The organism is Stenomitos rutilans, from assembly GCF_059505485.1.
On sequence record NZ_JCACKR010000012.1, the window covers coordinates 103036 to 116090 of the forward strand.

General features: G+C 43.2%; 11 protein-coding genes. 2 read left to right on the forward strand and 9 right to left on the reverse strand.

Features of this window, described 5'->3' with window-relative positions; translation table 11 throughout:
• Positions 1 to 60 precede the first annotated feature (60 nt).
• Positions 61 to 2016 carry a CHASE2 domain-containing protein gene (locus AC5JLP_RS00965; RefSeq protein WP_496066017.1) on the forward strand — a complete coding sequence of 652 codons (1956 nt, stop codon included), beginning with the start codon at positions 61 to 63 and terminating at the stop codon, positions 2014 to 2016.
• Between the two features lie 202 nt (positions 2017 to 2218).
• The gene (locus tag AC5JLP_RS00970) at positions 2219 to 2533 is read left to right on the forward strand and encodes a transposase (RefSeq protein WP_496066018.1); all 315 of its coding nucleotides are present in this window, start codon (positions 2219 to 2221) and stop codon (positions 2531 to 2533) included.
• On the opposite strand, the gene AC5JLP_RS00975 is transcribed toward AC5JLP_RS00970, so the two are convergent.
• The 9 genes from AC5JLP_RS00975 to AC5JLP_RS01015 form a co-directional block, all read right to left on the reverse strand.
• A complete protein-coding gene (locus AC5JLP_RS00975) occupies positions 2506 to 3273 on the reverse strand; it encodes a glycosyltransferase family 2 protein (protein WP_496066019.1) in 768 nt (255 codons plus the stop codon). The two genes, AC5JLP_RS00970 and AC5JLP_RS00975, sit on opposite strands and share 28 nt — an antisense overlap.
• Before the next feature lie 207 nt (positions 3274 to 3480).
• Positions 3481 to 4140: a PIG-L deacetylase family protein gene (locus tag AC5JLP_RS00980; RefSeq protein ID WP_496066020.1), complete on the reverse strand. Its 660-nt coding sequence runs from the start codon at positions 4138 to 4140 to the stop codon at positions 3481 to 3483.
• 73 nt (positions 4141 to 4213) lie between these two features.
• The gene (locus AC5JLP_RS00985) at positions 4214 to 5188 is read right to left on the reverse strand and encodes a glycosyltransferase family 2 protein (RefSeq protein WP_496066021.1); all 975 of its coding nucleotides are present in this window, start codon (positions 5186 to 5188) and stop codon (positions 4214 to 4216) included.
• 135 nt (positions 5189 to 5323) lie between these two features.
• The gene (locus tag AC5JLP_RS00990; protein WP_496066022.1) at positions 5324 to 6181 is read right to left on the reverse strand and encodes a glucose-1-phosphate cytidylyltransferase; all 858 of its coding nucleotides are present in this window, start codon (positions 6179 to 6181) and stop codon (positions 5324 to 5326) included.
• A 93-nt stretch (positions 6182 to 6274) separates the two neighbouring features.
• Complete coding sequence (locus AC5JLP_RS00995) at positions 6275 to 7576, reverse strand: DUF4910 domain-containing protein (RefSeq protein WP_496066023.1); 1302 nt, start codon at positions 7574 to 7576, stop codon at positions 6275 to 6277.
• 178 nt (positions 7577 to 7754) lie between these two features.
• Positions 7755 to 9038 (reverse strand): methyltransferase domain-containing protein, encoded by a 1284-nt coding sequence (locus AC5JLP_RS01000; protein ID WP_496066024.1) that lies wholly within the window; start codon positions 9036 to 9038, stop codon positions 7755 to 7757.
• Between the two features lie 888 nt (positions 9039 to 9926).
• Positions 9927 to 11087, reverse strand: coding sequence for a cobalamin biosynthesis protein CobW (gene cobW, locus AC5JLP_RS01005; RefSeq protein WP_496066025.1), 1161 nt, complete (start codon positions 11085 to 11087; stop codon positions 9927 to 9929).
• A 255-nt stretch (positions 11088 to 11342) separates the two neighbouring features.
• On the reverse strand, positions 11343 to 12059 hold the full coding sequence (locus AC5JLP_RS01010) for a biliverdin-producing heme oxygenase (RefSeq protein ID WP_496066026.1): 717 nt from the start codon (positions 12057 to 12059) through the stop codon (positions 11343 to 11345).
• 356 nt (positions 12060 to 12415) lie between these two features.
• Entirely contained in the window at positions 12416 to 12916 is a 501-nt protein-coding gene (locus tag AC5JLP_RS01015; RefSeq protein ID WP_496066027.1) for an NAD(P)H-quinone oxidoreductase subunit M, read from the reverse strand.
• Positions 12917 to 13055: the final 139 nt, after the last annotated feature.

The following is a 13055-nucleotide window of genomic DNA, read 5'->3' on the forward strand; positions in this document are numbered from 1 at the left end:
ACACACGGCAACGTCCTGACGCTAACGTCTACCCTCGGTTATCCAACGCTGAGAGCATCTGTGACTGCTAAATTTTTTCAACACTGCCGGAATGGCTGGATGCAACTCGCCGCGCTACCCGCGATCGCGTTGGTGCCACTTGCGATCGTGGCGACAAGTAGCGTTGTGACTGCTTGCTTGCTCGGCGTGCATCATCTTGGTGGCTTACAGCCGCTTGAACTTGCCAGCTATGACCTGATGGTGCGTCTGCGCCCTAGTCGGACTACTGATCTGCGCTTGCTGATTGTGACGGTTACCGAGGCCGATATTAAAGCTCAGAAGCGATGGCCGCTTTCCGACCGCACGATCGCAACGGCGCTGCAAACGCTGCAACAGTTCAACCCCAAGACGATCGGCTTAGATATTTATCGGGATTTACCACAGGCTCCTGGCACGGCTGCCCTAGCGAAACAATTGCAGCAGCCCAATGTGATTGCCATTACGAAAGTCCAAGACGCAGATGATTTGGGGGTGAATCCGCCTCCGGGAGTCCCAGAAGACCGCATCGGCTTCAATGACATCGCCAGTGACCCCGATGGAGTTATTCGTCGCGGGTTGCTGTTTATGGATACAGAGACGGAAACGCTGTATGCTTTTTCGCTCCGCTTGGCACTCGCATACCTGCGGCCACAGGGTATTCTACCAAAAGCAGGTTTACGCAATCCCAGCAATTTGCAACTCGGCGAAACGGAATTTACTCCCTGGGAAACTACATCCGGACAATATCAAACTGTGGATGCGAAGGGGTATCAGATCTTGCTGAACTACCGTGCGCGTAGCCATCTGGCACGGCAGGTAACGTTAACTCAGTTATTAAATGGCGCGATCGAGCCAGCATGGGTCAACGGCAAGATTGTGCTGATTGGCACGACCGCCGAGAGTGCGAAAGATCGCTTTCTCACCCCCTACAGCATGGCTGAAAAACAGGCTGTCTCAATGCCCGGTGTTGTCATTCATGCTCAAATGGTCAGCCAAATTCTGGACGCAGCGCTTAACCAGCAGCCGCTCGTTTGGTTTTGGCCTGATTGGGTTGAATGCAGTTGGATTGGAGCTTGGGTTGTCTTGGGTAGCAGCCTCGCCTGGTTCATTCGCCACCCGCTGGGGCTTTGTCTGGTGGTCATACTTGCCATTATGGTTCTGCTAGGAATCTGCTACGCTCTTTTTTTGGCTCAAGGGTGGGTGCCTACAGCCACCCCTGTGATAGGTATCATCGTGGTTGCAACGCTTGTCGTATCGTATCGAGCACAGCAGGCACAGCGTCAACAAATCATGATGATGAAACTACTGGGGCAAAACACGTCGCCTGAAATTGCTACAACCCTGTGGAAAAGCCGCGATCGCTTGCTGAAATCTGGCAAACTGCCAGGGCAACGCCTGATCGCCACAATGCTATTTACTGATATTCGAAATTTCAGCACGCTGTCAGAACAGATGTCTCCCGAAGCATTGCTGGAATGGCTAAACGAATATCTAAGCGCCATCACTGAGGAAGTGAAAGCTAATCATGGCATTATCAACAAGTTTACAGGCGATGGTTTGTTAGCTGTGTTCGGAGTGCCCATTCACCGGGTCACGTCGATCGAAGTCTCCCAAGATGCCCGCTTAGCTGTTGAGTGCGCTTTGGCAATGAGTGATCGCCTGCAAGCGCTGAATCAAGACTGGCAGAAGCGTAACCTGCCAACGGCGCAAATGCGAGTGGGCATTTTTACCGGGCCGATCGTGGCAGGCAGTTTAGGTGGCAAAGATCGGCTGGAATATGGCGTGATTGGTGACAGTGTTAACATTGCATCTCGCTTAGAAAGCTACGCAAAAGACCAGCAAACAGAACTCTGCCGCATTCTCATTGCCAAAGATACTCTCGTGCATCTGCAAGACCGCTTTGCCGTTGAACCTTGGGGACCGTTAGTTCTAAAGGGCAAGCAGCAACTAATCGATGTGTATCGGGTCTTAGGGCATGCAAGTGATCAGCAGCCTTAGTGCTAGGCAAACACCTGCTCGATTGTGTCATGTAACGGCGTGCCATCAGGCAGTTCGAGAAATGTTTTCAGCCATAATGGCTGTCATTGTCAGTGACCAGCAGGGTGCCCGCTAGTTTGTCGCTCGGCTGTCACGTCTACCTGAGCAGCTTACCCGATTGAAGGTGGTTTGGGTGAATGGTACCTGTGAAGGAGTAGACTTCATGCCATGGGCACTTACGTTGGCAGCTCGAAACCATCAAGCTTCTGATAACAGCAAAGGCTTTGTCTTATTGCCGAAACGGTGGGTGATCGAGCGCACTTGGGGTTGGCTTAATTGGCCGCGTCGTTTGTTTAAAGACTATGCGGCCCTGCCAGAAACCTCAGCGACCTTCATGTATGTAGTAATGACTCGCTATGATGCTCAGATGACTAGCATAGTCTCTCATTCTCAGACATCCTCCAAAGCCCAAGAGAACCTTAGGTTTGTCAGCCATCAGACTATGTCGTCTCACGGTACTTTTGCTATAAGTTTATGACCTAAACGATAATTCTTCTCTCTCGGAAGCAGCCTCTTAAGAAAGCGCCATAATATCGCTTTTCGCCACGCTTGAGAAAACTCTTGATGAGTTTTTCTTTCGTTGAATTCGTAATACTGATAAGCAATCCCTTTTAGGCGATTATCTTCGCTTGCTCGATCGCAACGCAGTTTTATTCTTTCAAGTGCTAAGTTTAGCGAAAGGTACTTATAGTGGAACAATTCATAAGCTGCTGAACTCCACTGAATATTTCCAGTAGGGCTGCAGTGATGCGCTCCTGGCGTGTAGTTAATATTTTCAATTTCTGTTCGTTTAAAGCATACAATTTTGCTATACCAATCATTTGGATATTTATCTGTAATCTCCTCAAGATTTCCATTTTTCCCAACCATGTCAAAGCCTTGAGTTCGTAAAATTGTAACTCCAGAATCATTTAGCTTTTCTAACTCAGTTTGATTAATCTGCAAAAATTCATCGATGTCACAGACTACTACCCAATCGGCTTGACTACTCTTCCACTGCTCATTCTTAGTGTCTGAAAGGATCTGATCCACGTAACCACCCGACACAACAGAGATGACTTTACACCCAAAACTTTGACTAATACTTGCAGTTTCATCAGTAGATTCATTGTCAAATATTGTAATTTCGCAATCAGGAAAATGGTTGCGATAGTGGCTAATAAAATAAGGAAGCAGGTGAGCCTCATTATGAGCCATAGAAAGAACATGAATTTTCATAACAATTATTTTTGTATGTCAAATTTTTGTGCGAACCAAACCTAACTTGTATTTTTCTATCAACTTAATGTAAGTCCATTTTATGGCTTTACGGAGTAGCTTAAGCAAAGATTGGCTTTCTCATTTTCAGGCCTCGCCTATCGGCTCAATCTAACCCATAAAACTCCATGCTCTAATCAAGTGACTCATTTTATGAACATTATGATCCTACATCAAGACTGCTTTTCTGCAGTAAAAAGCTTCTGCATATTGACTTGGTGAGTTTGATTCGATTCCACGTAATCTAAGAATTGCTGAAAACGTTTCTTCCGTAAACCAATGCTTATTAGATTGAGTTGCAAAAAACTTCATAAGATGAGCAATTTTTTGCTTTCGGATCGAATCACTGATATGAACAAAAAAATTAGGGTTTCCTAAGTCGCCATCATATTTGGGAATTTCATACTCTAAAATCATATGATTACGAAATGTATTCCAGGTTAAATCAGAAACCAACCGATGATCTTGGTGCAAATCCTGGCGATAGTGGGTCAATATGAGATCAGGCGAAACTTCTTTCCCTAACCATTCAAAGAATTTTTTGATCTCTATGCCCATATAGGGGAAAAATGTATCTTTAAAGTTTTCAATTAAAATCGTTTTTTGGTTGACAGGTTGCAAAAAAGCATTCGCACTCTCTAAGGCTTCCTCTCGACGATTACCTGCACTACTCAATACAACCCAAAAAACATTTAAATCAGGAAATGCTTCAACTAGAGCTAGAATAGCTCCTCCACAGCCAATCTCAATATCATCACTATGAGCACCCAAGCACAACACTTGGCGTATTTGTTGCTTCTCAGTCTGGAAAGGTATTAGCTTAAGCATAATAACTACAAAATTTGTGCATCAGAGTAAATAGGATTTTAGTGGTTTCCTCACTAATGAAAATGCTTTATTCCTACTTCAAAAGAAGCTTTATCTTCTTTTGAAAAAAAGAGTTATAGAGTAGACCGATTTTTCTCTTCAAAATCTCAAGAAAATTTATAACTAACAAATAATTTACATGAGGATTTATCTCCTTCAACAAGCAATAAATCCTTAAGTTTATACTAATTGGAATTTTCTCTGAAAATACTAGCCGTACCCAATATCCTATGATTGGCTTATAGACTGTCTCCCAAAAGTGCTCTGGTGGCTTTACGTTTGATAGCAAGTAACGAATTACTACTAACCGCCCTTCAAGTACCAATATCTTCTTCACTGCCTTGCCGAACGAATTCATGTGCATCCTACCAAAAATCAACGGTTCAGCGACATAAGCAATGTCTGAAATTGTTAATATTTTTGACCAAAGCAGCCAATCTGCCTCATAGGACAATCGTGTGTCAAATCCACCAGCTTTAACAAAAGCAGATCGCCGTGCGAGTCCTGAGAAGCGAATTATATTAAGAAACAGCATGTAATGGCACATCTCTTGCCCATTGGCAACAAAATCTGTAGCCCAAAGATCTGGATTTAAGCTATCTGTTAAATCCTTAGATAAATACAATCGCTTACCCTGATCATCTATTTCCCATGATTGAGCATAAGCAAAACCAACAGAAGGATGGTTATCCAATTTTTCAACTAGCTTTTCCAATAATCTAGGATCACAACTATCATCTGAAGCTGCGATCATTACATACTCACCTTGCGTAGAATCTACACCATCATTCCAGCGCTTAAAAGGTGGTTCGTTCTCAGAATAATATCTTACAGAAACTCTTGGATCTTTTCTATACTTCTCTATGATTTCTACACTCTTATCTGTCGAGCCGTTATCTATAATAAGCAATTCAAAATCCAGATAAGTTTGATTTAAGAAACTTTGAATGCGTTCATCTAAGTATTTAGAGTAGTTATAATTAACAACTACAATGCTAACTTTTGGCATAATTTAAGTTCTTCCTGAAAAATGAATAAAGACGTATTTATATGAAACACAGCTCTTAAAAATCAGCTTCTAGCAAGAAGTACCGCTTTGTAAACGAACGTATGTATTTTAAAGCCCCATTATGAGATTCAAAAATTATTTGTTTGAGTTTGCTAAACATACTTTTTGTGTGCTAGACAATTGAATTTTGAACATTTTGTCATTCGCTAGAGCTTGCGAAGTTTCCCAAACAGTCCAAGGAGTATTTCCTTTGGTATACATTTCATCAAAGGTCATTTTTTCCTTCAACGTATCCATGCAAGCCCAAAAGCCAAGATTTCTGTAGGCGACTAGTTCCTTCTTTTGAATTAAACGCTGAAATGGCTCAAGAACGAGTTCCTCTCCATCCTGAATGTAATCAAAAATCTCTTGCTTGAGAGCAAAAAACCCGCCGTTAATCCACAGCTCCGAGCAGCTAACAGGCTGGATTCTTTCTACTAATGACTCTTCATTTAAAGAGACAACATGAAAGGATTGTGAGGGTTGTACAGCTAAGAAACTTGCAATTCTACCTTGCTTTTGGAAGTGATCAAGGTACAAGTCAAGGTTAAGGTTACTGAGACCATCAGCATAGTTAGCTAGAAAAGCATCTTCTCCTGCTAAATAGGGCTTTGCAGCTAGCAATCTCTGTCCAATATTAGAGTTTATTCCAGTGTCAATGAAGGTGATATTCCAATCTTGAATATCACTAGTATGCAGGTGGATACTTTTGCCTCCATCCGACAAAGTGAAATTATTCGATAGACATTCGTTGTAGTTGAGAAAGTAATTCTTGATATAGTCTCCTTTATAACCAAGACATAAAATAAAGTCTTTATGCCCAAAGTGGGCATAGTACCTCATTAGGTGCCAGATTATGGGGCGGTAACCGATTTCAACCATCGGCTTTGGAACAGTTTCAGAATGTTCTCGTAACCGTGTGCCCAAACCACCACAAAATAAGACAACTTTCATACTAATGCTCCTTTCGATCGTTGGTAAACGGATCTAAAATATCAAACAATTCAATCTACAGTTCTTTTTACTTTATCCCTATCATATATCTGATTATTTTTGTAATAAACCGACTTGCAACAGTGCGGTCGTGGCTCTCGTGACCATCTCAAAACTTATTCCCGCTCGGTTTGCAATGTCTAATAGAGTATGTGTACCATCGGATAAATTAAGCACCCATAGCATCGCCATTTCGATATCTTTTTTATCTTGTTCACCGCCTAGCATTCCGTAAAGACCTCGTTTGCCTAGCTGTGGTTCACACATTGGATTCTTGCTGTTATAGATTCTGCTATTTTCGAGAACATCAATCACTGCTAAGTAAACTATCCATGAGTTTTCCAAATGCTTAGAACTAACAAACTCTAGGTTGTCTGCTGATGTGTGGTACTCTTCATACTTACCAAAAGGTGTCCTGGTCAAGCGACCAACTGGCAAATTGAAACCGGGTGAGCAATACTGGCGTTCGTCATAGCCGTAGGGAGAGAACTCTTCGATTCTATATTTTTCACCTAGATGTTTCAGAATATGAGTTACTGCCTGATCGATTTCTGCATTTCCATGACGGCTCCGCTTGTATGTTATTTCTCCTTTGTCACCGACTCCAGAGATAACCAGACCATGCCTGATATTATGAGTAATGTTTTTGTTTAAACAGAGCCAAGTAATTGAGCCAATCGTACCAGGTATAAACAAAAAACGGTAAGAGTATCGTCTTGGTTGTAAAGTGAGCCTCTTTGCTAGGAATGTTGCTAAAGCCATTCCTGAAAGATTGTCATTGCAGAGGGATGGATGACAAATATGACAAGAAAATAGCACTTCATCCTCCGTTTCTCCCGGCAGGTAATACTCTCCATAGGTGAGGTGACCATCCTGCAATGAAGAGTCTATGTAAACCTCGTATTCCCCTTCTTCTAAATTTTCTAAAGCATTGTGGCTCAGACAAAAGCCCCAGTTTTCCTTATAGTATGAAGTCCGGTAAGGAATCCAATCAGGGGCCTCTGGAAGCGTGTATAGATGCTCTTTTAACTCCGCTAGGGGCAGCTTTTTATGAATTGGAATACTGTAATTTAGCAGATGTAAGTTGGATAATTGAAAATCAATAACCTTTTCTCCACGACTATTTTTAACATAGGCATCTCGAATGTTCCATTCTTTCGGTACTGTCCAGTCAAAAACTTTCATTCCTGTAGGCACTTCATGAATTTCTAAAGGAATGAACTTCTGTAGAATATGTAGTGATTTTCGTACCCCATTACCAGTAATACTACGACAAATAGGATACAGCTCTGAGATAAGGTGGTACATCTCTAAGCCAACTTGCCCTGTATCAGACGCGCTCAAATCAATAAACATATTACATACTCAAATCATCTAAATGTTTCCAACAGCAAAACTAAATTATTTTGGATCTAGATTGGTTAGCTTTAGTAATGGTAGAAGTTTGCTTGAGATGCAGCTTGTACAGTCTTGCTCTTTCGTAGAAGTGGAATTTGTTCTACTTGGTCTAGTAGGAGTAAAATCTACAAACGCTTTAGGTATACACTTTTACTTCAGGAATTGGCACTACAAATTGTCCGCCCCATTCGCGGATAAAGCTCATTTGAGTTATAATTTCGTCCTTGAAGTTCCAGGGAAGGATGAGTACGTAATTAGGCTTTGTTTCCCGTATTTTGTCGGGATGGTAGATTGGAATATGAGTTCCAGGTAAGAACTTTCCTTGTTTGTAGGGGTTACGATCGACTGTGTAATCTAGAAAATCAGTGCGAATACCGCAATAGTTCAATAGAGTATTACCTTTACCAGGAGCGCCATATCCCACAACCGTTTTGCTTTCTCGCTTAACTTTAATCAAAAAATCGAGCAATTTACGTTTAGTCTCTCGTACCTGCTCTTCAAAGTTTGTATAACGCTCAATTGAAGTAAACCCTTCTGCTTTTTCACGGTTTTTTAGTTCAATGGTGTGATCACTAATAGGCTTTGTTGAATCGTCCTCGTGGCAGGCATAAATTCGTAGTGACCCCCCATGCGTTGAGAGTTCTTCGACATCAAAGAGAGCTAATCTGTGGGCAGCAAAGATTTTCTCAAGAGTAGTAAAGGTGTGATAGCAAAAATGCTCGTGATAAATAGTGTCAAATTGGTTAGATTCCATTAGCCGCATCAGATGCGGAATCTCGCCAGTTGCCACACCTTGAGGTTTCAGCAAAATCTTAATTCCAGCAACAAAGTCATTGAGGTCGGGAACATGCGCTAAGACATTGTTGGCTGCGATGAGATCTGCCTGTTTACCTTGTTGAATTAACCTGTGCGCACATTCCTGTCCAAAAAACTCATTAACAGTTGGGATTCCCTTGGCGATTGCTACTTTGGCAATGTTTGTTGCAGGTTCAATTCCTAAAGCAGGAATGTTTTTTTCAACGAAATACTGCAACAAATAGCCATCGTTACTGGCAAGTTCTATAACCTGGCTTTGCTCATTCAAATTGAAACGCTCAACGACCTGATCGGTGTAGGCTTTGCAGTGTTTTAACCAAGTATCTGCATAAGATGAAAAATATGCATATTCACTAAAGATATGCTCCGGCTTCACATAAGCTTCCAACTGAGCCAGTAGACAGTTATCGCATACCCGCACATGTAGAGGATAGAATGCTTCCACGTGGTTTAGCTGCTCTAAACTCACATAGCTTTCACATAGTGGGGACATACCCAGATCAACCAGCGTATGATGCAAAGCGGTTTTACAAAACTGACAATGTGGAGAATGATCTGCCAACGTATCTACCTTCTTTATGTTCTCGACCTGCTGGTTCATCATTACCTCAAAGCGAAACGTATGATTTCAGAAATGTATTAGCTATCGGCCTAAATTTGTGAAGTGACACTTGGGTCTCTTCAGTAAAGCTTGCAAGTGCACCGTGTAAACTTAATTCGCTGATCAGAGTGTATCGCACGCGCTTGCATTTGTCTTAAATCGTTTATATACATAAGAAAGTGTTAAAGTCCTTTATCCGTATAAGAAAGGCTCTTTACCATTCAAGCGTGATGAGTAGAGAGCTAAAATTAAACGATGTTTTGAAGATTCTGTGAGATAGTTTCTTATAATCCATTGTTACAGTATTTACTTGACCTAACTTAGTTGTATTACTCTTTTTAACCATACCTGCTTGACTAACGATCTTTTGGTGTCGGTTGGGTTGAACTGCGTGAAGCCCAATGCCAAACTTGATTCGTTAGGTTACGCTAACGCTTTTCTGGTATGACGGCACGGCTTTACTCAACCTACGAAGTTTCAGAGGTTTCAGGACTTTTGTCAGTCCAGCAGGTACCCACACATAAATTTAACTATTACTGAAGAATTAATTTATAGTAGGAGCAATTTTCAGAACTGACTTCAATTTTGTACTCTTTTTACTCGCTCTTTATATAAAAAGTCCATTGCTTGAAGAAACGATTGACTTTCTTGAGCGTATTTGGTTGTACTCCCACTGTATGTATGAGCTTGTCGCTAGGAGCGCATGTGGCAAAGGCGTCTACGTTCCTTCTCAGCGCTCAGCATCCATTCTTCAGCCCTGCTTGACTAAACTAAAGGGGCGCTAAAATTACGCCAATGTCTACAAGCTGTTCTCATAGCAGAGCGATCTCATAACAGGTCTGTCTAAAGCCTTGATTATGAGAAGAGAGGTCTGAGGGTTTTTCTTGCCCATCAGACGGGTAAAGCAGTTAACTGCGTTTTGATGCGAGTTGCATCTAACGCGCGACCAATGAAAACAAGTCGAGTTTGTTGTGGTTCTTTAGCGTGCCAGGGGCGATCATAAAATTGGTCAAAGCGCTTGCCAACGCCCTGCATGACTAAGCGCATCGGTTTTTGAGGTACAACAACGAAGCCTTTAATTCGGTAGATTTCTTGTTCTTGCACCAAGGTTTCTAGTTGCTGCCTCAGTATGGTAGGGTCGAAAGCGCGATCGAGCACTACATGAGTCGAGGTAATCTTGTCATCATGCTCATGCTCTCCTTCCGCATCATGATGGCTGGGGCGAGAGTCTAAGTGATCTTCTACAGCTGCTTGAAAGCCAAGCAAAAGATTCGGGTCAAGTTGTCCGTGCTGGCTAGAGACAAGCTTGACAGCTCTAGGTAGCTCTTGCTGGACGAGTTGTTCAACGTGTGCTTGAGTTTGGGGATCAACTAAATCTGCTTTGTTGAGAATGACTAAATCGGCACAGGCAAGTTGATCTTCAAACAACTCTTGTATGGGAGTTTCATGATCTAAATTAGGATCTGCTTTGCGCTGGGCTTCTAATGCTTGTAGGTCGGTGGCGATCGTTCCAGTCGAAACAGCTTCACAATCGACGATCGTGATCACGCCGTCTACCGTAACGGCATGGCTCAGCTCGTGCCAGCGAAAAGCTTTGACTAAAGGCTTGGGAAGTGCCAGCCCAGACGTCTCAATGAGAATACAGTCTAAGCTGTCTCTGCGTTTGAGTAGCTCTAGCATGACGGATAAAAATTCTTCCTGCACTGTGCAGCAGAGGCAGCCATTGGTTAACTCAACAATCTCAGGCAAGCGTTCCGGCAAAGACCGTGTGGCATCAGCAGAAGTTCCCTCAGCAGACGTCTCTTCATCACAGACTTGGCACGAACGCAGTAGGTCGCCATCGATGCCCAATTCGCCAAACTCGTTAACCAAAACCGCAATTCGTCTGCCTTGATTGTTTTGCAGCAGATGGCGGATGAGCGTTGTTTTGCCGCTGCCAAGGAAACCTGTGATGATGGTGACGGGGATTTTTGCTGCCATGTGGGAGGTGAGGGGTAAGGGGTAGGGAGTGAGGGGAGAGGGGAAGCAGAGGGAGTTTGGAGATGCAGCCATTTTCACTTGCATTCACCACACCCGACACTTTAGACCCTACTCATCCTCAAGGGACTGTAACTTAACCAATCAATAACCGCTGTAGCTTTGCTCCTGCCTTCTGACTTCTAATTTCTAGCTTTGTTCTAACAAATAACAACCGAAAATCAACAACTTCAAACTATGAATCCTGAAGACTTGATAGTGCTTTAACCACCAAGCCCTCAGGATTCGAGGGAAGACGTTAGAGATGGGAGACAACGTAACCAGATAGCATTAGTCAGCAGTGGCTAATTCGGTGCTGCCACGAGTACGACGGCGGGTTAAGGTGTTGAACAGCATGGAGCCGATCGCCTTAATCAAATTACCTTCTAGCTCCTGGAACAGTTTCATGTTCATGCCAAACGCGGCATTGGCTTCATCTACGATGCGATCAGCGGTGGCATCATCAAGGGGTAGCTCGTTCATGGCCTGACGATAGGTTGCTTTAAACTGCTTCTCGTCAGGAATGTTGTTGAACTCATAGAAGGCTGTACCGTTGCCATCGGTGAGATTCATACCACGTTGGGCAATGCCTTTCAGAATCTGACCACCCGATAGGTCGCCAAGGTAACGAGTATAGGAGTGAGCAACTAGCAGCTCAGGAGCGGTTTTAGAGATATCGCGAATGCGTTGCACATAGGCTTCAGCGGCTGGAGAGGGTGCGACTTGCTCTCGCCAATTACTGCCGTAGTAGTAGTACAAATCCTTCTCTAAGGCGGCTTTGCGATTTAACTCTGAGAAATAGATTTTGGAAAGAATGGGATGGTGTTGGTGTTGATCCATCTCCTCTTCCATCGCTGAGTAGACGAAGTAAAGATTGGAGACAAGCTTGCGGTAGGAGTTTTTCTCGACCACTCCCTTTAAGAAACATTTTACAAACCCGACGTTCTCAGCCATTGAGTGAGACTTTTTAGTGCCCTCACGTAGCTTTGTTGCTAAATTACTGCTCATGCTAAATCTTCTAAATCTAACGTTGACTGGGTGGTGCGTTGACCAGGCGATGAGTGGCGTACGATCGACTGATGCAATGTAACCTCATCAAAAGCCACCATTTGTTACGGTAGACTGATTTGATGAGAGTTTTCGTTAAAAAATCTAAAGCAAAGTGCTTGCCGTTAACCCTCCGTAAATAAATATGAGGAGCGTAAGCAATTGCGGCTACATGCTCTGCAATCCTAACTTACTCACCTAGCTGCTGTGAGTAGACTGCCCGTTTACCCTGTGATCAACGGCAGTAGCTTAGTAGACGTAACCACTACCGTCTGCTGTGATAGCGAACGGAGCCACCTGAACGGTATAGAAATTGGCTAATTTTCGCCAGCAACGACGCGCGGCAAGCCCATGCTGTAGTTTAAAGCGCGGCTATTGAGGTTATATGAGATGTCACCTTTTTGTAGCAGCGATCGTACAAAATGCTCTAAGTCGGAACCAATGCGACGAAGATTGTAGTCGGTCAGATCTGCTCCACCGTAAAATTCAACCAATTCATCAAACTTGCGGTATACCGTTTGCAATGATTCTTCACTCCAGTTGAACTCATTGTCTGGATCGACGTCTAACGTTAGTACGCTATCACTGGGAACCAGTTCATTCTTTTCAACAGCAGCGGTAAAAATATGGATATGGCGGGTAGTTGATTTCAACAGCATGGCGTAGACTCCGCTGAACTGGTTACTGAGCACAGTGTTGTTTTTTATTGTAAAGGTCGCTCTTCCCTTTTGTGCATCGCTTTCTAAAGTCACCGATAGATTTATTCCGCTTAAAGGCTCTAGTTTTGTCACTGCTGCAATGCTGGCGCAGGTGAACACATTCTGGTGCGGGTGAATACATTGAGCTTGGCTTGAGAATCACTGAGACTCGTGCAACAGTGTTGATAGAGGCTTTAGTCGCTCGTTTGGGTCTATTGGTGAAGACGGCAACAATTTGTCGCTTGAGACGCTCTATTAA

What these genes read in the sequence shown, in the direction of transcription:
- AC5JLP_RS00990 (WP_496066022.1), bottom strand. Translation starts at nt 6,181, where the DNA reads ATGAAAGTTGTCTTATTTTGTGGTGGTTTGGGCACACGGTTACGAGAA.
- AC5JLP_RS01010 (WP_496066026.1), bottom strand. Translation starts at nt 12,059, where the DNA reads ATGAGCAGTAATTTAGCAACAAAGCTACGTGAGGGCACTAAAAAGTCT.
- AC5JLP_RS00995 (WP_496066023.1), bottom strand. Translation starts at nt 7,576, where the DNA reads ATGTTTATTGATTTGAGCGCGTCTGATACAGGGCAAGTTGGCTTAGAG.
- cobW (WP_496066025.1), bottom strand. Translation starts at nt 11,087, where the DNA reads ATGGCTGCATCTCCAAACTCCCTCTGCTTCCCCTCTCCCCTCACTCCC.
- AC5JLP_RS01000 (WP_496066024.1), bottom strand. Translation starts at nt 9,038, where the DNA reads ATGATGAACCAGCAGGTCGAGAACATAAAGAAGGTAGATACGTTGGCA.
- AC5JLP_RS00970 (WP_496066018.1), top strand. Translation starts at nt 2,219, where the DNA reads ATGCCATGGGCACTTACGTTGGCAGCTCGAAACCATCAAGCTTCTGAT.
- AC5JLP_RS00980 (WP_496066020.1), bottom strand. Translation starts at nt 4,140, where the DNA reads ATGCTTAAGCTAATACCTTTCCAGACTGAGAAGCAACAAATACGCCAA.
- AC5JLP_RS00975 (WP_496066019.1), bottom strand. Translation starts at nt 3,273, where the DNA reads ATGAAAATTCATGTTCTTTCTATGGCTCATAATGAGGCTCACCTGCTT.
- AC5JLP_RS00985 (WP_496066021.1), bottom strand. Translation starts at nt 5,188, where the DNA reads ATGCCAAAAGTTAGCATTGTAGTTGTTAATTATAACTACTCTAAATAC.